At 72.4% G+C, this 18,587-nt stretch carries 16 protein-coding genes and 2 tRNA genes; 14 read left to right on the top strand and 4 right to left on the bottom strand.

The annotated features are described in order from the left end of the window. Window positions 1–25 precede the first annotated feature (25 nt). Window positions 26–418 (top strand): cupin, encoded by a 393-nt coding sequence (locus KBY19_RS22185; RefSeq protein WP_210966532.1) that lies wholly within the window; start codon window positions 26–28, stop codon window positions 416–418. Between the two features lie 38 nt (window positions 419–456). On the opposite strand, the gene KBY19_RS22180 is transcribed toward KBY19_RS22185, so the two are convergent. Beyond that, on the bottom strand, window positions 457–1,683 hold the full coding sequence (locus KBY19_RS22180; RefSeq protein WP_307842307.1) for a PucR family transcriptional regulator: 1,227 nt from the start codon (window positions 1,681–1,683) through the stop codon (window positions 457–459). Window positions 1,684–1,685: 2 nt separating this feature from the next. Continuing rightward, window positions 1,686–2,051, bottom strand: coding sequence for a hypothetical protein (locus KBY19_RS22175; protein WP_185019674.1), 366 nt, complete (start codon window positions 2,049–2,051; stop codon window positions 1,686–1,688). Window positions 2,052–2,360: 309 nt separating this feature from the next. Between KBY19_RS22175 and KBY19_RS22170 the strand changes: the two genes are divergently transcribed. The 9 genes from KBY19_RS22170 to KBY19_RS22130 all read left to right on the top strand — a co-directional run bounded on the left by KBY19_RS22170 (window position 2,361) and on the right by KBY19_RS22130 (window position 14,911). Further along, complete coding sequence (locus KBY19_RS22170) at window positions 2,361–3,344, top strand: DUF3068 domain-containing protein (protein WP_099880517.1); 984 nt, start codon at window positions 2,361–2,363, stop codon at window positions 3,342–3,344. Window positions 3,345–3,853: 509 nt separating this feature from the next. Beyond that, window positions 3,854–5,125 carry a glycosyltransferase family 4 protein gene (locus tag KBY19_RS22165; RefSeq protein WP_210966531.1) on the top strand — a complete coding sequence of 424 codons (1,272 nt, stop codon included), beginning with the start codon at window positions 3,854–3,856 and terminating at the stop codon, window positions 5,123–5,125. A 6-nt stretch (window positions 5,126–5,131) separates the two neighbouring features. Further along, on the top strand, window positions 5,132–5,860 hold the full coding sequence (locus KBY19_RS22160; RefSeq protein ID WP_099880521.1) for a class I SAM-dependent methyltransferase: 729 nt from the start codon (window positions 5,132–5,134) through the stop codon (window positions 5,858–5,860). Then, a complete protein-coding gene (locus tag KBY19_RS22155; protein ID WP_185016792.1) occupies window positions 5,857–10,419 on the top strand; it encodes an alpha-(1->3)-arabinofuranosyltransferase family protein in 4,563 nt (1,520 codons plus the stop codon). The genes KBY19_RS22160 and KBY19_RS22155 overlap by 4 nt, the downstream gene beginning before the upstream one ends. Continuing rightward, window positions 10,416–12,032 (top strand): condensation protein, encoded by a 1,617-nt coding sequence (locus tag KBY19_RS22150; protein ID WP_099880525.1) that lies wholly within the window; start codon window positions 10,416–10,418, stop codon window positions 12,030–12,032. The genes KBY19_RS22155 and KBY19_RS22150 overlap by 4 nt, the downstream gene beginning before the upstream one ends. Beyond that, window positions 12,029–12,853 carry a bifunctional 2-polyprenyl-6-hydroxyphenol methylase/3-demethylubiquinol 3-O-methyltransferase UbiG gene (locus tag KBY19_RS22145; protein WP_099880527.1) on the top strand — a complete coding sequence of 275 codons (825 nt, stop codon included), beginning with the start codon at window positions 12,029–12,031 and terminating at the stop codon, window positions 12,851–12,853. Before KBY19_RS22150 ends, KBY19_RS22145 begins: the two co-directional genes overlap by 4 nt. After that, a complete protein-coding gene (locus tag KBY19_RS22140) occupies window positions 12,853–13,893 on the top strand; it encodes a DMT family transporter (RefSeq protein WP_099880529.1) in 1,041 nt (346 codons plus the stop codon). Before KBY19_RS22145 ends, KBY19_RS22140 begins: the two co-directional genes overlap by 1 nt. A gap of 2 nt (window positions 13,894–13,895) precedes the next feature. Beyond that, window positions 13,896–14,129, top strand: a complete 234-nt coding sequence (locus tag KBY19_RS22135; RefSeq protein ID WP_099880531.1) for a Trm112 family protein — start codon at window positions 13,896–13,898, stop codon at window positions 14,127–14,129. After that, the gene (locus KBY19_RS22130; protein ID WP_180289630.1) at window positions 14,129–14,911 is read left to right on the top strand and encodes an FkbM family methyltransferase; all 783 of its coding nucleotides are present in this window, start codon (window positions 14,129–14,131) and stop codon (window positions 14,909–14,911) included. The genes KBY19_RS22135 and KBY19_RS22130 overlap by 1 nt, the downstream gene beginning before the upstream one ends. A gap of 126 nt (window positions 14,912–15,037) precedes the next feature. On the opposite strand, the gene KBY19_RS22125 is transcribed toward KBY19_RS22130, so the two are convergent. Continuing rightward, window positions 15,038–16,123: a Ku protein gene (locus tag KBY19_RS22125; RefSeq protein WP_210966530.1), complete on the bottom strand. Its 1,086-nt coding sequence runs from the start codon at window positions 16,121–16,123 to the stop codon at window positions 15,038–15,040. Window positions 16,124–16,153: 30 nt separating this feature from the next. On the opposite strand from KBY19_RS22125, the gene ligD reads away from it, so the two are divergent. After that, on the top strand, window positions 16,154–17,056 hold the full coding sequence (gene ligD / locus KBY19_RS22120) for a non-homologous end-joining DNA ligase (RefSeq protein WP_185016794.1): 903 nt from the start codon (window positions 16,154–16,156) through the stop codon (window positions 17,054–17,056). 101 nt (window positions 17,057–17,157) lie between these two features. Here the strand turns inward: ligD and KBY19_RS22115 are convergent, their stop codons facing one another. After that, window positions 17,158–17,448 carry a hypothetical protein gene (locus KBY19_RS22115; protein ID WP_099880540.1) on the bottom strand — a complete coding sequence of 97 codons (291 nt, stop codon included), beginning with the start codon at window positions 17,446–17,448 and terminating at the stop codon, window positions 17,158–17,160. A 190-nt stretch (window positions 17,449–17,638) separates the two neighbouring features. Between KBY19_RS22115 and KBY19_RS22110 the strand changes: the two genes are divergently transcribed. From KBY19_RS22110 to KBY19_RS22100, 3 genes are all read left to right on the top strand, one after another. Continuing rightward, window positions 17,639–17,711 (top strand) — tRNA-Asn (locus tag KBY19_RS22110). Window positions 17,712–17,943: 232 nt separating this feature from the next. Then, window positions 17,944–18,017: transfer RNA gene (locus KBY19_RS22105), tRNA-Ile, on the top strand. Window positions 18,018–18,342: 325 nt separating this feature from the next. Beyond that, window positions 18,343–18,585, top strand: a complete 243-nt coding sequence (locus KBY19_RS22100; RefSeq protein WP_247691276.1) for a hypothetical protein — start codon at window positions 18,343–18,345, stop codon at window positions 18,583–18,585. Window positions 18,586–18,587 lie beyond the last annotated feature (2 nt).

The raw sequence follows: 18,587 nt of genomic DNA, 5'->3' as shown, positions 1-18,587 counted from the left end.
CGTACTTGATGATGAGGGGGCGGCTATGACCGCGGTGGATCTGTTCTCTTCGATGTTCCGGCTCGGCCCGGCAGGTGACGTACACACCGAGCAGCGCCGGATGTCGCCCGACCTCGCCGGCTGGACGGTGATGACACTGCACGTCGACAGCGACGCCGACGCACATCCCGAGTCCTGGGAGCAGCACTCGGACGGCGAGGAGGTGCTGTGCGTGCTGACCGGCGCTGTGCGGGTGTACTTGCGCAAGGAGGACGATCCTCAGGACCCGGACGGTGAGTTGGTGGCCAGGCTCACCCCGGGAACGGCCTACGTCGTACCCCGAGGCCGATGGCACCGCACGACGGTCGAGGAGCCGAGCGACATCATGGCGTTCTCCCGGATCGCCGGGACGTGGATGGAGCGCCGCACCGGGTGGTGAGCGGCAGCACGGGCAGCGCGAGCGCCACCGGCTGCCCGCTAGTGCGGCCCCAGCTCGCCGCGCAACCGCATCGAGCGCAGCACCAGTTCGAGTTCGAAGCGGCTGTCGGGGTCGTCGATCTCGTCGCCCCACAGTTCCCGGATCTGGCGCAGCCGGTAGCGCACCGTCTGCGGGTGGACGCCCAGCCGCCCCGCCACCTCCGGAGCGCCGCCGCGGGTCTCCAGCCAGGCCAGCAGCGTCTCGGCCAGCCGACGGCTGTGGGCGGGGCCGCACGACTCCAGGGGTGCCAGCCGGCGCCGTGACAGGCCGGCGATCAGTTCCTCGGGCGGCAGCAGCACCAGTGCTTCGGTGTGCTCGGTGCAGTAGAGCAACTCGCCGCCCGGCAGCAGCCCGCGCTCCATCAGGGCGACAGCGGACTGGGCCCAGCGCAGCGACTTGACGGCGTCGGCCAGCGGCACCGGAGGCCCCACTGCGCCCGACCAGCCGGCGGTGGCCCGGCGCAGCAACTCCGGTCTGCCGGCCGCCTCCGGCTCGGGCACCACCATGCGGGGCTGCTCGCATTCCATGTCGAGCAGCACCTCGTCGCCCACGGCGGGCGGAACGGCGGAGCGGGCAGGGCGCACCAGCACCGCGACGGCCACCGTCTGCGGCATCCGCCAGCCGATGCGGGCGGCACGGTCGGCCAGCAGGTCGGCACGGTCGCCGCCGCCGCGCGGCGGATGCTCGGACAGCAGCAGGTCCAGCAGCCGGCGCTGCAGCCGCAGCCGCTCACCGGCCTGCCGTGCCGCCGCCTCCGCGTAGCCACGCACGGACTCGGCCACCAGGCCGTCGAGGTACTGGAAGCCGGATTCGGCCAGCTCGTACATCGCGGGCGCCGGGATCTCCATCTGGGTGCCGATCTCGGCGAACCGGCGCCAGGCCAGCCGGATGCCGAGCCGGTAGATGGCCTGCAGCGAGTCGAGGCTGCGCCCTTGGAGGACCTCGCCCCGGCCGAACTCCTGGAAGACCTGCGGGGGGACGTGCGGGGCCTCCAGCCCGGTGGCCAGGTTCTCCACGAAGTGCTCCAGGGCGCGCCGGATACCGATGAGCGCCATCGACTCGCCCGAGTCGTCCAGCACCTGCGGCAGGGCGGGGTATTCGCGCCGGATCGCGGTCAGGATGTCGTGGGCGAGCACCGGCACCTCGGCCATGGCGCGCTCGGCGAACTGGCGTACCCGCAGCGGCGGTACGTCCTGCCAGGCCGAGCGGGCGGGCGCGGATGTCACCGTCACTCCCTTGGCGTGGCGGAGGCGGCAGGCTCGTCCGCTCCCCGGGAACTGCCCGCGGCACCGGGCGAGGCCGACGAAGCGGCACCGCCGTCATCGGCTCCGGGGGACTCCTCCGACCGCTCGGCGGCGCCGGAGTCGTGGGAGGCGCCGCTCCGGGACGGACTCGCCGAATCGCTGGGCGAGGCCGAGGGCGACGCGGACTCATCGAGGCCGGGGACCTCGTCCGGTGACGAGTGGAAGTGCACCAGCGGCACGTTGGGCTGCTCCGGTGCGGCATTGAGCGCGGCGACGATGCCGAAGCCCGCGCCGACGGCGAGACCGGCGGCGACCACGCAGGTGAGCGCGGCGGCGAGGAGTCTGTGCATGGCGGAGGCGAACCTCTCTTGTCGGTGCCGTGGTGGCCGTACCCGCCACGCGGAAACATGACGGTTCGGTGCGACGGCCCCGCCCCAGGAGCCAACCCCTTGTGAGGTGCCGAGTGTCGACGGGCATTGACTCGGTGTCAAGAGACGGCCTACGGTTTCCGGCCCATACGGACCGTCCAGACGAACTGACCGTTCCCTTCACGTGGTCGGGCGGCCCATCATCGAACGTGCACTTCCCCGTCGTAGCGCCGCACCTGCCGCAGGATCGCCCCTGCGTGCGGGCCAAGACCACCCTCGGAGTGCCCCGCCATGCGCCGTACCGCATCGCCTCTCGCCCTGATCCTGCTGGGCCTCGGCGTCTTCCTGCTCGTGCTCTCGCCGATGCTCGCCTGGTACGTCGAACCACGGGCGAAGCGCACTCCCACCGATGTGAACATCACCTCGGTCTTCACCGGCACGGGCAAATACTTCGACCAACAGGAACTCAAGACCAAGAGCGGCCAGAAGCTCACCGTCACCCGGCGCGTGCTGGGGGATGTCGCGGCCAGTGAGAAGAGCGGGCGGGCCGTGTGGAACGTCTCACAGACCATCGACAACCCCAAGACCCGCAAACTGGACGACCCGCGCAAGTCGTTCCAGTGGACGACCGAGCGCCTGGTGACCGACCGCAAGAGCAACCGGCCGGTGAACTGCTGCCGCTCCAAGCCGAAGGACATCGCCGGAGAGGCGTATCTGAAGTGGCCGTTCGACGTGGAGAAGCGCGATTACTCCTGGTGGGACAGCAGCCTGGGAGCCACCGTCCCGCTGCGCTACAAGGGCGAGGCGAAGGTGCGCGGCCACGAGGGGCTGCGCTTCACCGGGACGGTGAAGCCCACCCGGGCCGGCACCCGACAGGTGCCCGGGCTGCTCGTGGACCGGCCCAAGAGCGGCCAGGTCAACGCCGAGGAGTGGTACTCGAATTCGGGCCTGGACTTCATCGTCGACCAGCGCACCGGCCGCATCCTGTACGCGGCGACGGGGCCGAAGCTGGTACTGCGCGCACCTGGCGGCAAGGACGACAAGGTGACGCTGCTGCAGAGCGACAAGCTGGCCTTCACCAAGAAGACCCAGCAGGAGGCCGTCGACCTGGCCGAGGACGACAACTCGCGGCTACGGCTGGTCGGCAGTGTCGCCCCCATCGGCGCGGTGACGGCCGGCGGGGTGTGCGCGGTGGCGGGGGCCGTACTGGTCGCCAGGGGCCGCCCCACCGCGAGCCGGGCACGGCACGCCCCGGACGGCCGGGCCGAGGGATGAGGGTGGCAGGTGCGCACGGTTGAGCATCGGCGGTCCCGGCTCATCCCGGGCGGGAATGGTTGAACACGCGACAGAGCGCGAAGTGATGAAGCATCAGGCTCATTCCGGAGCAAAATTGTCACTCCGGTGAGTAGCCACCCGCGAACACTGCGGCAAACACTGAGCCATCCGACGCGCACCGCCCCGCACACCCCGCGCGCACGGCCCCCGCAGAGCCTTCGCATCTCCTGCGCAAGGCGAGGCAACGCACTGCCACGCACGAGATCCACTGCAAACGCACCGCAACGCACAGGTCCCACGGCAAACGCACCGCAAACGCACCGCAATGCAACAGCAACGGCTTCACCGCCACGCACGACCCCCGCACCGCACAGCTCCCCACCCGCCCCACGACCAATTCACCAGCCCCACCGACCCACCGACCCCACAAGCCTCACCGAGACGACCTCCGCCGAGACGGCCCCCACCGCATCGGTTCCTACCGCACCCTGAGACGAGTTGGAGCACCAATGCCCCAGCACGTACGACCCTCCCTGGGCCCCCCACACGGCCAGCACACCGCCCTCGCGCCTGCCCCCACCACCGGGCAGGGCTCCGCCCCGCGCAGGCAGCGTCCGGCCGATCCAGGGTCTCCCCGCCGCATCGTCTTCCTGGCCCGGCGCGACCTCGGCAACCCGGCCGCAGGCGGCTCCGAGCTGCTGATCGACCGGATCGCCGAAGGCCTCACCCTCCACGGCCACCAAGTCACCCTGCTGTGCGGCGGTCCCGCCGCCTACCGCGACTACCGCGTCGTGTCGGCGGGGAGCGACACCACCCACTTCCTGCGCGCCCGCAGCGCCTTCGCCCGGCAGATCGGCGACTGCGATCTCCTGGTGGAGGTCTGCAACGGCATGCCGTACCTCGCGCCCCTGTGGCACCGCGGACCGACGCTCTGCTTCGTCAACCACGTGCACACCGACCTGTGGGGCATGCGCTATCCGGCTCCTGCCGCGCGGCTGGGCCGGCAGCTCGAACACTGGGCGCTGGCCCGCAACCACCGGCACAACCTGAAGGTCGCCGTCTCCGGGTCGACCGCGCGGGCGCTGACCGGGATCGGGGTGCCCGAGGAGGAGATCCGCATCGTCCACAACGGTGTCGAGGAGCCGGGTCCGCCGCACCCCAAGTCGCCCGAGCCGCTGTTCCTGGCCATGGGGCGACTTGTCGAGTACAAGCGGATCGATCTGCTGCTGCGCCTGTGGGAGCGGGTCAGGCCGGTCACCGGCGGCCGGCTGGTCATCGTCGGCGACGGCCCGGAGCGGCCGGCGCTGGAGGCCATGGCCGGACCCGGCGTCACCTTCACCGGGCACATCAGTGAGGGCGAGAAGCACCGGCTGCTGTGCCGTTCCTGGATGCTGCTGCACCCCTCCCTGGTGGAAGGGTGGGGGCTGGTCGTCATGGAGGCCGCGGCGCGCGGCACCCCCGCGGTCGGGTTCGACATCCCCGGGCTGCGCGACTCGGTCGAGGACGGGGTGACCGGCCTGCTGGCGCGCGGCGAGAGTTCGTTCGCCGCGCACTGGTGCGCACTGGCGCTGTCGGCCGAACGCCGGCTGGCGCTGGGCCGCGCGGCGGAGCGCAGGGCGGCCCGGTTCCGCTGGGCGCACACCGTGCGCGGTTTCCGGGCGGTCGCGGCAGAGGCGTACGCCCGCGCCGTCGGCTCGCCCTCGACGCCCGCTCCCGGCCGCACCGACCCGGGCGGGGACTCCGCCCATCCGGTCCCCGGTCCCGTTCCCGTGGGGTGGTGACAGGGCGTGCGGGACCCCTCCATCAGACGATCCGTCGCGCTCTTCCGGGCCTTCCTGCGCGAGCAGTCGGACCCGGAGCACTGCTACGGCCTGCTCGCGCGGGACGCGGTGCAACAGGTGGCGCGCTTGGTTCCGCTGGAGGGCCGCACAGTAGTGGACGTCGGCGGCGGCAGCGGGCACTTCACCGAGGAGTTCCGCCGCCGGCAGGCGCACTGCTACCTGTTCGAGCCCGATCCGCGGGAACTGCACGCGGGCGGCCGCAAACCGGAAGGCGCGGTCGTGGCCGACGGCTATCTGCTGCCGCTGGCCGACGGGGTGGCGGACGTGTGCTTCTCGTCCAATGTGCTCGAACACGTCGCCGATCCGCAGACCTTCCTGTCCGAGATGATCCGCGTGACCCGCCCCGGCGGGCTGATCTACGTGTCGTTCACCAACTGGTACTCCCCCTGGGGCGGCCATGAGACCGCCCCCTGGCACTACCTGGGGGCCGAACGCGCCCGCGCCCGCTACCGGCGCCGTACCGGCCGCCCCGCCAAGCACACCCTCGGCGAGAACCTGTTCGCCGTGCACATCGGACCCACCCTCCGTCACGTGCGCGCCCGGGACGACGTGGAGCTCGTTACTGCCCGCTCCCGCTACTGGCCGTTCCTCGCGGGTGCCATCACCCGCGTCCCCGGGCTGCGCGAGTTCGCCACCTGGAACCTCCTCCTCATCCTCCGGCGGTGTCCCACATGACCACGACCGTCCAGGCGCCACCCCAGGCCCCGGCTCCGTCCCCGCGGCCCGCTCCCCCTCCGGAGCGCCCAAGGGGGCGGCGCTGGCTGTTCGGCTTCTGGGCGGTCGTGCTGGTCGCCTTCCTCGCCAAGTCGCCGGGGAAGATGACGTTCGAGACCAAGCTGGGCGTGGCGGCCGACCCCTGGCAGTTCCTGGGTGACCTGGGGCAGCTGTGGCACGACCGGGGCGGGTTCGGGGGGATCGCCGACCAGTACGTCGGCTATCTCTTCCCCGCGCTGCCGTACTACGGGCTGACCGATCTGCTCCAGATACCGACCTGGCTGGCCGAGCGGCTGTGGATGTCGCTGATCGTCTCCGCGGCCTTCTGGGGGGCGCTGCGGCTGGCCGAACGGCTCGGGGTGGGCACGAGCGCCACCAGGCTGCTCGCCGCGGTGGTCTACGCCCTGTGGCCCACCTACACCATCGTGATCGGCTCCACCTCGGCCGCCGCGCTGCCGGGTGCCGTACTGCCGTGGGTGCTGCTGCCGCTGACCGGCACCCTGGTGGCACCCCGGGTGGCGGCCGCCCGCTCGGCGCTGGCGATCCCTTTCATGGGCGGCGTCAACGCGGCCTCCACGCTCGCCGCGCTGCTGCCCGCGCTGCTGTACGTCGCCACCCGCACCGGACGCACCCGCCGCACCCTGCTGGCCTGGTGGCTGCCGGGCGTCGTGCTGGCCACCATCTGGTGGTGGGTGCCGCTGCTGCTGCTCGGCACGTACGGCGAGGACTTCATGCCGTACGTGGAGAACGCCGAGACCACCACAGGCACCATGTCGGCCACCGAGATGCTGCGCGGCAGCGGCAACTGGACGGCCTATCTGAACTTCGGCGAACCATGGCTGCCCGCTGGATGGACGGTGGCGGCCGGCTGGTTGGCCGTTCTCGGCGGAGCCTTCGCCGCCGCGCTGGGGCTGGCCGGGCTGGCCCGCCGCGATCTGCCGGAGCGCCGCTGGCTGCTGCTGACGACGGTGACCGTCACCGGCATCATGCTCGCCGGGTACGCGGGAGCGCTGGGCGCACCGTTCGCCGAGCAGATCCAAGGCTGGCTGGACGGCTGGCTGCGCCCGTTCCGCAACATCTACAAGTTCCAGCCGGGGCTCGCCCTCGCGCTCAGCTTCGGCCTCGCCCATCTGACGGCTGTCGCCCTCAGCACCCGGGGAACCAGGGCACTGCCGGGCCGCAGACTGCTGCTGTGGGCGGCGACGCTTGCCGTACTGCCCGGGTTGTGCCTGCCGTACGTCAACGGGGACATCCTGCAGCCGGGCGCTTTCGACAAGCTGCCCAAGCACTGGCAGCAGACGGCCGACTGGCTGAAGAAGCGCAGCCCGCACACCCGCGCCTATGTCACCCCGGCGACAGCGCACGGCATCTACAGCTGGGGCTCTCCCATCGACCAGCCGCTGGATGTGCTCGCCGAGTCCCCCTGGGCGCAGCGCGACTACGTGCCGTTCGGCACCCCGGGCAACCGCAGGGCGACCGACGCGGTGGAACAGGCGTTGCTGAGCGGCGGCGAAGTACCCGGGCTGGCCGACTTCCTGGCCCGCGCGGGCCTCTACGACGTCGTCGTACGCAACGACCTGGACCCGGACCAGTTGGGCTATGTCCCGCCGCAGATCGTCAAACGCACCCTGGAGGCCTCCGGCTACCGGAAGGTGAAGGCGTTCGGTCCGACACTGACCGCAGGCCGTATCCCCGAGGACACCCCCGTGCAGGTGGCGGGCTTCTACCCGCGCCAGCGGGCGGTGGAGATCTACGAGCCGACGGACACCGCACGTCCCAAGAGGGTGGCGCTCAAGCCCGTCTCGCGGACAGCTCAGGTCAGCGGCGGCCCCGAGGCCCTGCTGCCGCTGGCGGCCGACGAGCGGATCAAGGGCAGGCCGACCGTGCTGACCGGCGACAACCACCCGGGCCTGGGAACCCCGTCCCTCCAGGTCAAGGGCGACGGGCTGCGGCGCGCCGACACCCGCTTCGGCCTCGTCAACACCAACACCTCCTACACCTACACCGCCGACGAGCGGAACCATCCCGACAGCCTCCAGCAGCCCGGCGAGAAGCCGAAGCAGATCCTGCCGATCGAGGGCACCAGGCACCAGACGACGTCGGTGCTGCGCGGCGCGAAGTCCGTGACGGCTTCCAGCAGCGGCAACTGGCTCTTCCACCTGCCGCAGTACGAACCGGTGGGAGCCTTCGACGGCAATCCGGACACCGCCTGGGCCGAGGGCTCGGCAGGCGAGCCCGAAGGACAGTGGATCAAGGCCGAGTTCCGGGGCGCTGTGGACATCCCCCGGCAGATCGAGGTGGTTCCGCTGCCCGGGGACGCCACCCGTGCGGCACCCACCCGCGTACGGGTGGAGACCGACCGGGGCACCGCCTCCAGCTTCCTGCGGCCCACCGGGGAACGGCAGAAGATCAAGGCACCGCGGGGCGCGGCACGGTGGCTGAAGCTGACCATCACCGACGCGCAGCCGCCCCGGGCCGGACTCTCCGGCGCCGGGTTCTCGGAGATCGACATTCCTGATGTGCAGGTGACCCGGCTGCTGAAGCTTCCGACGGACGCCGGGAACGCCCGTACGGACAGTGAGCTGGTCTCGCTGCACCGGGGGGACGACCCGGGCGGCCTCTCACCGGTCTCCTCGGAGGTCGGGCTGCACCGCAAGTTCAGCACTGCCGCGCGCTCCGACCACGACGTGCGGGCACGTGCGCTGCCCGTACCGGGCGGCGAACTCGACCGGTTGCTGGACGAGGCAGCACCCGGGTCGCGCGACCGGATCACGGCGTCGGTCGACTCGACGGCCAAGACCGGCACCTCGCTGAGCGCGCGCAATCTGGTGGACGGGAACCTGTCCACCGCGTGGATCGCGGGCGACAAGCCGACCATCCGGCTCAAGTGGCCCGAGAAGCGGGAGATCGGCGAGATCGTCCTCGCCCCGGCAGGCGGTATCTCCACGGCGGCCGAGGAGGTGCGGATCAGCTCGCCGGACGGCGCGACGACAGCCGAGGTCGACAAGAACGGCCAGGCGCGCTTCGAACCGATCGAGACGGACCGAATGACGCTGACGGTCACCAGAACCAAGCCGCTGACCGTCCACAACCCCGTTGCCGACCGGAAGCTCCAGCTGCCCGTCGGGCTCAACGAGGTCTATCTGCCGGCACTGGACGACTTCCGGGTACCCGCCCCCGACGCCGACCAGAAGTTCGAGCTGCCCTGCGGCAAGGGCCCGGCGCTCGCCGTCGACGGCACGCTGCACACGACCAAGGCGTCCGGGAAGGTCCGCGATCTGACCGAGCGGCGCCCCATCGACGTGGAACTGTGCGCGGGCGAGGCCAAGGACGGCAGCCTGGAGCTGGACGCCGGGGCCCACACCGTGGAAGCCGGTGACACCGGACCGCTGGCGATCACCGATGTCACCCTGGGCAGCGGCGACCAGGGCGCCGCCCCGAAGGCCGCAGCAGACGGCCCGGCTGCCGACGACGCCCGGCAGTCCGACGCCGCGCAGTCCGCCGACTCCGGTGACCGCGAGAGCGTCGCCCGCGACTGGGCGGGCGACGAGCGCACCGTCGAGGTGGGAGACGGTCCCGCCGCCTACCTCCAGACGCACGAGAACGCCAACGACGGCTGGAAGGCCACCCTCAACGGCAAGGAGCTGCGTCCGCTGCGGCTCGACGGCTGGCAGCAGGGCTTCCTCGTCCCGGCGGGCGAGACGGGCACGGTCAAGCTGGAGTACGAACCCGCCACCTGGTACACGGCCGGGCTCGTCGGGGGCGGACTGGGCATCGCCGCCCTGCTGTGCCTGGCCTTCATCGGTGCGCGGCGCGGTACGCCGCTGGGAGCCGGGGACGACCGTGATCCGGTGCCCGCGCCCGGCTGGGTCCTCGGCGCCGCGGCGCTCACCCTGGTGGTCGCGCTGGTCGCGGGTCCGTACGCACTGGTCGTGCCCGCGCTGGCGGTGGCCGCCCGGCTGCGGCCCGGCGTACTGGCGCCGGTGGCGCTGGTGGCCATGGCGGGTGCCGGGGTGGTCGCGGCTCTGGGGGCCGGGTCGACGCTCGCGGACGGTCGGGGCGCCTTCGGGCACACGGCACAGGCGCTCGCCCTGCTGGCGCTGGCCGCCGCGGTGGTGACGCTGCCCGCACGGCACGAGTCCGCCCACGCCCACGCCCACGCCGGCGAGCCGGGGCCGTGGGGGCCCGAGCCGGGGCCGCCAACCGCGTCCGCGCCACCTGTGCCGCCCCACCCGCAGCAGCCCCGGCAGCCGCAGGAGCAGCAGCACTCGGTGTACGGCTCGGAGGCCGCGACGGCACAGCTGCCGCCGGTGCCGCCCGCCCCGTACGGCGGCCACTCACCGACCCTCCCGGACACCCCCGCCGCAGGCGGGGCCGGATCGCCCGGCGGAGCTGCGCCCGGCGATCCGGGCCAGGAGCCGCACACACGGCCTGCCCACAGCCCGCCCGACGACCAGCGGCACGACCCGCACCAGGGCCAACGGCCCAACCCGCACGAGGGGGAGGAACCCGCCCCATGACACCACCCCACAAGGGCGCGAGCACCACACCCGCACCGGACAGCCCGCTCGGAGCGGACGGTTCGCACGGCGCCGGGGCGCACGGTCCGCACGGCGCCGGAGCGGCCCCGGCGGACGGCGCTGCCGAGGAGGGCGGCGGTGCCGTGTCCCGGGCGCGGCGTGCGGCCGGGAGCAGCGACACGAGGGACGCCGACGGGATGTCCGAGTCCGCTGTCGTCTCGGGTGGGGCCGCGCAGCAGGCCGGCCCCACCCCGGTGGCGCCCGGCGGCCCCGCCGGGGAGCGCCGCATCCCCTTCCCCACCGTCGACGAGATCACCCGGCACTGTCTGGACGACGACGAGCCGGAGACGGTGCATGTGGAGATCCATCTGCCCGCGCTGCCCGACCCGAAGCGGTTGCGGGCCGCGTTCGCCGAGGCGATGCGGCGGCATCCGCGCATCCTGCTGCGGCAGGCGCCCACCCGCTGGTGGCGTCCCCGCTACGAATGGGTGCTGACCGACGGGCCGGACCGGGACCCGGTCTCCTTCCCGGGCGGCACCCTGGAGGAGGCACGGCGGCGGGCCCTGGCCCGGTGCCCGTCCTTGGACGCCTCGCCCCCGTTCCGCGCCGAGGTGATCGAGCACGGGGGCGAGGGCGGCTGCGTGCTGCTGGTGACGATCAACCACACGGCGCTCGACGGTCCGGCGTGCCTGCGGGTCGTCGCCAGCGCGGCCGAGTTGTACGGCGGGGCCGACAACTCACCCGCGCCACCGCCCGTCCGGCCCCCCGGCGAACCGCGCGGCACACAGCCGGAGTCGGCGCCGGGCTCGCGCCCCTGGACGCGCCCGGCCCGCGTCGCGGCGGACACCTGCCACCCGGGAGCGCCCGGGAACGGCATGCTGATCGCCGAGCTGCCGGTACCTGACCGTCCGCCCCGCGCTGCGGACGAGCCGGCCGCCTACACCGTCAACGACCAGCTGCTGGTGGCGACCTGGCTGATGGTGGCCCGCTGGAACGGCGCGCACGAGGAGCCCGTACGGCCGGTGCGGATCACCATGCCGGTCGACGACCGGCCCCGCACCGCGGACATGCCCATCGGGAACGGCACCCGGCTGGTGGAGGTCACCTTCGGAGCGCAGGAGCGCGAGATGCACCGGGCTCTGACGGCTCCGGGCGCACCCGACCGGGAGGCGATCGGGCGACTGCTGCGAACGACCGCCGCACGCACCCGCGCCCTCAAGTCCGTCGACCGTCCGCAACTCGGCTTCAGCGGCGATCTGCTGACCACTCCGCTGCTGCCCGTGGGGTTGCGCGCGGCCGGTATCCGCACGCTGCGCAGGGCGGCGGGCCCTTGGGCGTCCACCACCCTGCTGTCCAACATCGGCCGTGTCCCCTACCCGCTGGACTTCGGCGACGCGGGGCGCGCCCGGGCCGTCTGGTTCTCGGCGCCCGCCAAAGTGCCGCGCGGCCTGTCGGTGACGACCGTGTCGACCGGCGGGCGGCTCCAGTTGGCGCTCCGCTGGTCGCACGCCCGGCTGGACGACAGCGCGGGCGAACGGCTGGGGGCGCTCTTCGCCGAGTCGCTGGCCGCCACCTCGTACACCCCGGCGGAGTCGGACGAGGGGCACTCGTGAGCGGCGGCACAGCGCACGCCCAGGACGGTGCCGCGGGCCCGGAGCCGGGAACGGGAGCGGCGGAGCCGACCAGCAGCCTCCAGCAGCTCTACGAGGATCCCGCGACACCGGTCGCCTCCGGGCCCGACCGTGCGCGCCGCCAGGCGGCGATACTGGCGCGCGCCCTGGGCCCCACCCCGTCCACCGTGCTGGACATCGGCTGCGGCGACGGCAGTGCGGCGGCCACCGCCGCACAAGCACTGCCCAGGCACCGCCTGGTGGGCGTCGACTGGTCGCAGGACGCGCTGCGCCGCGCCTCGGCGCGGTTGACGGCCGTACGGGGCGAACTGTCCGCACCCGGACTGCCGTTCGCCACCGGGTCGGCCGACGCGGTGCTCTTCTCGGAGGTGATCGAGCACCTGGTCGATCCGGACGCCGCGCTGGACGAACTGCACCGGGTGCTGCGTCCGGGCGGGCATCTGCTGCTGTCCACTCCGAACCTGGCGGCCTGGTACAACCGTGCGCTGCTGCTGATGGGCACCCAGCCCGTCTTCTCCGAGGTGTCGCTGCGCGGCATCCACGGGCGTCCGGGCTCGCAGGTAGTGGGCCATCTGCGGCTGTTCACGGCGCGTGCACTGCGCTCGATGCTGCCCGCGGCCGGTTTCCGCGTCGTACGGATCACCGGGGCGCCCTACCACGACGTGCCCCGACCGCTGCGTCCGCTGGACCGTGCCGCCTGTCACGTGCCGTCCCTCGCCTCCATCCTGCTGGTGCACGCGCGCGCGGTCCCGCGGCGCGACGGGGCACCGCGCCGTGAGCCGCCCGGGGAGGAGGGCAGCTGATGCTCTGGGGCGTCGCGGCGGCGCTGGTGGCCAACCTGCTGTTCAGTGCGGGCTTCGTCATCGAGAAGCGGGCGCTGTCCGCGCTGCCGCCGCTCTCCGCCGGGCACCCCGCCCGCCTTGTGCTGCATCTGTTGCGCAGTCCGCTGTGGATGGCGGGTGCCGCCTCGCTGCTGCTGGGTTTCGCCGCGCAGCTCGCCGTCTACCGCACGCTGCCCCTGGTCGCCGCGCAGGGGCTGTTCGTCACCGGGTTGGTGATGCTTCTGCTGCTGTCGACGCTCTTCCTGGGCGAACGCTCCAGCGGACGCGAGCGGCAGGGGATGGTGGCCATCCTGGCGGCACTGCTGATGATCGTCTTCTCGCTGCACGACAGTTCCGAGACGATCAGCAAACTGGCGCCCGTCCCCGTACTGCTCGTCATCTGCCTGCCGTCCCTGGCGCTGGGCCTGGTGCTCTTCCTGTCGGCCGAACGGCGCTCCAGGCGGCGGCACCGGCTGCCGACCGCAGGGGTGCCCTACGGAGTGGCGGTGGGCTTCCTGTACGGAGTCAGCTCGCTGGCCATCAAGGGCGTCGCCGGGCTGCTCGATCCGGGCGACCCGGGCGGTACCGCCCTGGCCCTGCTCGCCTCCCCGTACCCGTACCTCCTGCTGTTCACCGGCTCGACGGGGCTGGTGCTGTCGCAGACGGCGCTGCAGCGGTGCCGCGCCTCACTGGTGGTACCGGTCTGCACGACGGTGAACTTCCTGTTCGCGACGGTCAGCGGCACCATCGCCTTCGCCGAGCCGCTGCCCGACGAGCCGCTGCGGCTCGCCCTGCGGCTGGGCGGCGCGGCACTCGCCGTCTGTGTGCTCGTCGCGCTGCCCCGCCACGATCCCGACGCCGCACCGCCGCACCCGGACACCGCCCGCGAACCGGACCCGGAAGCGGCCCCCGGGCCGGGTACCGCACCGGAATCCCCGCCCAAGGCCCTTCCACCCGCCGGGCGCCCGCTGTCGGCGACGCTGCCGCCCGCGCGCCCCGAAGACGCACCCGAAAGGCAGTGACCATGTCCCAGTTCTCCGCGGAGGACCCTCTCCTGAAGATCCTCGCCTGTCCGTTGGACAAGGGCCCGCTCACCCTGCTCCAGCCCGAGGAAGCGCTGTACAACCCGCGCCTGCGCCGCCGCTACCCCATCGTGGACGGGATTCCGCAGCTGCTCCCTTCCTCGGGCGAACAGGTCGGTGACGAGGAGCACCAGCGGCTGCTGAAACGCCTCTCCGAACCGGAGGCCCCCTCCTGATGACCCTCGCCTCCCGGATCGGACCGCATCTGCCCGCGCGGCTGCTGACGGCCGCCTGCGACCTCCTGTACCCGCGCTTCGAGCCGGAGCTGGGGCGGCTGGCCGACTTCTGCCCGTACGGCGGCACAGCGGTCGACGTCGGCGGCTGGTACGGGCCGTGGACCCGCCGGCTGGCACGCCGCGCCGACCGTGTGGTCACCTTGGAGCCCGTCCCCCATCTGGCACTCCGCCTGCGTGCTGCGGCCCCGCCGCACACGGAGGTCCTGCAGGCGGCGGCCAGCGACCACTCGGGGACGGCGACGCTGTGGCTGCCGCCCGACGGGCGCGGCGACCGCGGCGTCTCCTCACTGGTGCGGCGCGAGGTGCACCAGGCGACGCTCGATGTGCCCTGTCTGCCGCTGGACGAACTGGGCCTGACCGACGTCACCCTGCTCAAGATCGATGTGGACGGCAGCGAGCTCGCCGTGCTGCACGGCGCCGAGGCCACCGTCACACGTGAGCGGCCCGCCCTCTTCATCGAGCTGGAGCTGCGCATCCAGCCGCTCGCACCGGTGCTCTCCCTGCTCTCCTCACTCGGCTACGCCGGCTGGGTGCTGCCCGCGCGCAGCTGGGTGCCGCTGGCCGACTTCGATCTGGCGGCACACCAGCGGCGCACCGCGCACGTCGCGGAGCACGGACTGCTGCGCCGTTCGCTGGCACCGCACCGGCGGTATGTGAACTCGGTGCTCTTCCTCCCGGCCGGCCGCAGACCGGGCCGGTGGGACGGGGCGGGCGCGGGCTGACCTTGCCGACGCCGGCTGACCGGCTCCGGTTCCGGTTGGCCTCCGGCTCCGGCTGACCGCCCGGCTCCGGCTCCGGTCGACCGCGCAACGTCCATCAGCGGGCCGTCTGCGTCCGTCAGCGTCCGTTCAGGCGGTTTTGCGGGGCCGGGCGGACTTCTTCGCGGCCGTCTTCTTCGCGGCCGTCTTCGCTGTCGTCTCCTGGGCGGACGCCTTCTTGGCGGCGGACTTCTTCGAGGCGGCCGCCTTGGAGCCCGTCTTCTTGACAGCCGTCTTCCCGGTGGACTTCTCGGCGGACTTCGAACCCGTCCTGGCGGCTGTCCGCTTGGAGGCGGACGCCGTCTTCCTGGCCGCCGCCTTCTTGGCGGGCCGTTGTGCCGCGTCCGTCCGGCGGTTCGACAGCTCGTGGACGGTCGCCTCGCCCTCCTGGCGCCCGCTCCTGGCCTCCTGGACGCTGCGCTCCAGTACGGACATCAGATCGACCAGCTTGCCGCCGCCCTCCTCGGTCCTGCGGCGCAGCTCCTCGGGCGGCGGCTCGACGCCCTCCGCCTTGGCCCGCACGAGCTCTTCGAGCGCCTCCCGGTACTCGTCGCGCAGCTCGCTCCAGTCCAGCTCGCCGAGCGTCTCCATCAGGGTGTCCGCCAGATCGAGCTCGGCGTCCCGCACCGCGACGTCCCCCTCGGGCGCGACCCCGCTGACCGAGCGGATCTCATCGGGCCACAGCATGGTGTGCAGCGCCAGCGCGTCCTCGTACACGCGCAGCATCCCCAGGCTCTCCCGGGCCCGCAGAGCCAGCTTGGCCACCGCGACCTTGCCGGATCTTCGCAGCGCCTCGCGCAGCAGCACATACGGTTTGTCGGCGCGTTTGCCGTCGGCGGCCAGGTAGTAGGAGCGGTCGAGCTGGAAGGGGTCGATCTCCTCGGCGGGTACGAAGCCGAGGATCTCCACGGTCTTGGCGGTGGGGAGGGGGAGGGCTGCCATGTCGTCGTCGGTCAGCAGCACGGTGCGGCCCTCTTCGGTCTCGAAGCCACGGCCGATCTCCTCGCGCGGCACCTCCTCCTCGTCCAACTCGCACACCTTGCGGTAGCGGATTCGGCCCCCGTCGGCCGTGTGCACCTGGTGGAAGGAGACGCTGTGGTTCTCGGTGGCGGCCACCACCTTGATCGGGATCGAGACCAGCCCGAAGGAAATGGTCCCTTTCCAGATTGAACGCATACTTTGTCCCTTCTATGGGACTCTCAGGGTATGCCGCACACGGAGATCGGGGGCCACCGTCTGGCCCTCAGCAACCTCGACAAGGTGCTCTATCCGGCGACGGGTTTCACCAAGGGCGAGGCGATCCACTACTACGCCTCGATCGCCGATGTCCTCCTGCCCCACCTCGACGGACGCCCCCTCTCCTTCCTGCGCTTCCCGGACGGCGTGGAGGGCGAGAAGTTCTTCACCAAGCACGTTCCGCCCGGCACCCCCAGCTGGGTGACGACGCGCAAGATCTCCGTGGTCAGCAAGACCCCGCTGAACCAGGTTCTGATCCAGGACGAGGCGACGCTGGTGTGGGCCGCGAATCTGGCGGCGCTGGAGCTGCACACCCCGCAGTGGCAGTCGGACCACCAGGCGAAGGCGGACCGCCTGGTCTTCGACCTCGACCCGGGCGAGGGCGCCGACATCCTGGACTGCCGCCGGATCGCCGACTGGCTGCGCGAGCGTGCGGACGCCGACGGCATCATCCTGCTGCCGAAGACCTCCGGTTCCAAGGGCCTGCACCTGATCGCGCCGATCGAGCGCACACCCTCCGACCAGGTCTCGGCGTACGCCAAGAAGCTCGCGCAGGAGGCCGAGGCGGATCTGCCCGAGCACGCGGTCAGCAAGATGGCCAAGAACCTGCGCCCGGGGAAGGTCTTCGTCGACTGGTCGCAGAACAACCAGGCCAAGACCACGGCAGCCCCCTACACGCTGCGTGCCAAGGACCGCCCCACCGTCTCCACCCCGCTGACCTGGGACGAGCTGGCCGCCGCCCGGAAGGTGAAGGACCTGGTCTTCCTCAGCTCGGATCTGCCGCAGCGGATCGAGGAGCGCGGCGACCTGCTGGCACCGCTGCTGAAGAAGGGCAGCGGGCGGAAGAGCGGCCAGGGCCGCATCCCCGGCTAGGGCGGGCGGACCCGGACCGCCGGGGCCGGCATCCGGTCAGCGACCGCTACCCCCGGATGCGGCCCCGGCCCGGATGCCGGCCCCGGTTCCTGCCGGGGTGCTCAGTGCGGCGCCTCTGCGCCCCAGTCGCTGCCCGCGCGGGCGCGGTAGTCACGGGCCGTACGGAAGCGGTCGCCCACCGAGGAGGGGAGCCGGCCCTGGACGGCGTCGGCCGCCTTGCTCGCCGCCTGCCGTCCGCTGAGCGCCGCGGCCTCCCCCGCGTTGCGTACCGCCGGGTTCTCGGCGATCCTGCGCACGCCCTTGATGATCTGCTCGTAGCGCTCGCGTCCCGCGCGGGCGCCGAGTACGTAGCCGACGGCCAGTCCGGACACGAATGTGAGCCGGTAGCGCATAGCTTGCCCCTTCTCTCGGCTGGTGGTCCTGCTGCCGGTGCCCCGGCGGCGAACGCCGTCGGGGTGCCTTGAGGGGGTACCGCGTACGGGCGGCGGCAATACCGATTTCGGAGCACCCCCTGGCATGCGCTAATGTATTCATCGCCGCAAGGGAGCGCCCCGGGGTTCCGGAGCGCGACCGACGAGACGGTCCCGTGTAGCTCAATCGGCAGAGCAGCCGGCTGTTAACCGGCAGGTTACTGGTTCGAGTCCAGTCGCGGGAGCAGTAGCGGAGAGGGCCCCTTCTTGGGGCCCTTTTTCCGTGCCTGTCACTCGTCCGGGGTCTCAGCCGGGCGTTCTTCCGTGATCTGTACGGAAGTTGGCCCCGAGCGGGAACCGATCACCCTTGGTTCGTGGTCCTCACCTGCGTAGATCTCCCCCGGCGCGGGCGGCAGATCCTATGAACGGTTATGCTGCGGCAGACGGCGCGCACAGATGTGCGCGGTGCGCCGTTACGGGGCGGTAGCTCAGCCGGTTAGAGCAGCGGACTCATAATCCGTCGGCCGTGGGTTCGAGTCCCACCCGCCCCACCTCAGCACAACCCAGCAGAAACGTTCCACGCTGGACCTACGGCGGGGCGCTCCGGACAACCGGGCGCCCCGTCCGGCGTATCGGCGGCGCCCCGGGCGGCCGATACGCCCGATCCCGGACCCCCCACCTCTCGCCCGTTCGGGCGCGCCCCGCCCGCGCGGGCCCCGGTACCCGCCGCGGGCGCCGCGCGAGCCACCCGGAACGGCGCCGACGCGGGGCCGCGCGCCCTCCCCGAAGATCCCCACCGGACCGCTCGTACGACCCGCGCACCCCGAGGCGTCAACATTGGTTGACAGAATCACCTTGTCATCCTAAGTTGACACCATGGCAGGAACGGAACCGGAGGAAACCGGTGAAGCGGTGCACACCGCCCAGGCTGCCCTGCATGGCGATCCGGCGGTCGGGCTGCGGGCGGTCGCCGCGCTGCGGCGGCTCGCGGAGGGCCTGGAAGCGCTGCAGGTCGAGCGCGCACGCAGCCAGGGGTGGTCGTGGGACGAGATCGGCGCGGCCCTCGGGGTCAGCAGGCAGGCCGTTCACAAGAAGCACATGAAGCGGACGGGGAGGTAGAG

Origin of the sequence: Streptomyces sp. B15 (assembly GCF_018070605.1) — a bacterium.
Taxonomy (GTDB): Bacteria; Actinomycetota; Actinomycetes; order Streptomycetales; family Streptomycetaceae; genus Streptomyces; species Streptomyces smyrnaeus.
The sequence above is the reverse complement of the archived record's forward strand: the minus strand, read 5'-3'. Positions and strand labels throughout refer to the sequence as shown.

Excerpts from the sequence above, each read along its gene's own strand:
- KBY19_RS22185 (WP_210966532.1), top strand. The coding sequence starts at position 26 with ATGACCGCGGTGGATCTGTTCTCTTCGATGTTCCGGCTCGGCCCGGCA.
- KBY19_RS22175 (WP_185019674.1), bottom strand. The coding sequence starts at position 2,051 with ATGCACAGACTCCTCGCCGCCGCGCTCACCTGCGTGGTCGCCGCCGGT.
- KBY19_RS22170 (WP_099880517.1), top strand. The coding sequence starts at position 2,361 with ATGCGCCGTACCGCATCGCCTCTCGCCCTGATCCTGCTGGGCCTCGGC.
- KBY19_RS22165 (WP_210966531.1), top strand. The coding sequence starts at position 3,854 with ATGCCCCAGCACGTACGACCCTCCCTGGGCCCCCCACACGGCCAGCAC.
- KBY19_RS22155 (WP_185016792.1), top strand. The coding sequence starts at position 5,857 with ATGACCACGACCGTCCAGGCGCCACCCCAGGCCCCGGCTCCGTCCCCG.
- KBY19_RS22150 (WP_099880525.1), top strand. The coding sequence starts at position 10,416 with ATGACACCACCCCACAAGGGCGCGAGCACCACACCCGCACCGGACAGC.
- KBY19_RS22140 (WP_099880529.1), top strand. The coding sequence starts at position 12,853 with ATGCTCTGGGGCGTCGCGGCGGCGCTGGTGGCCAACCTGCTGTTCAGT.
- KBY19_RS22135 (WP_099880531.1), top strand. The coding sequence starts at position 13,896 with ATGTCCCAGTTCTCCGCGGAGGACCCTCTCCTGAAGATCCTCGCCTGT.
- KBY19_RS22130 (WP_180289630.1), top strand. The coding sequence starts at position 14,129 with ATGACCCTCGCCTCCCGGATCGGACCGCATCTGCCCGCGCGGCTGCTG.
- KBY19_RS22125 (WP_210966530.1), bottom strand. The coding sequence starts at position 16,123 with ATGCGTTCAATCTGGAAAGGGACCATTTCCTTCGGGCTGGTCTCGATC.
- ligD (WP_185016794.1), top strand. The coding sequence starts at position 16,154 with ATGCCGCACACGGAGATCGGGGGCCACCGTCTGGCCCTCAGCAACCTC.
- KBY19_RS22115 (WP_099880540.1), bottom strand. The coding sequence starts at position 17,448 with ATGCGCTACCGGCTCACATTCGTGTCCGGACTGGCCGTCGGCTACGTA.
- KBY19_RS22100 (WP_247691276.1), top strand. The coding sequence starts at position 18,343 with ATGGCAGGAACGGAACCGGAGGAAACCGGTGAAGCGGTGCACACCGCC.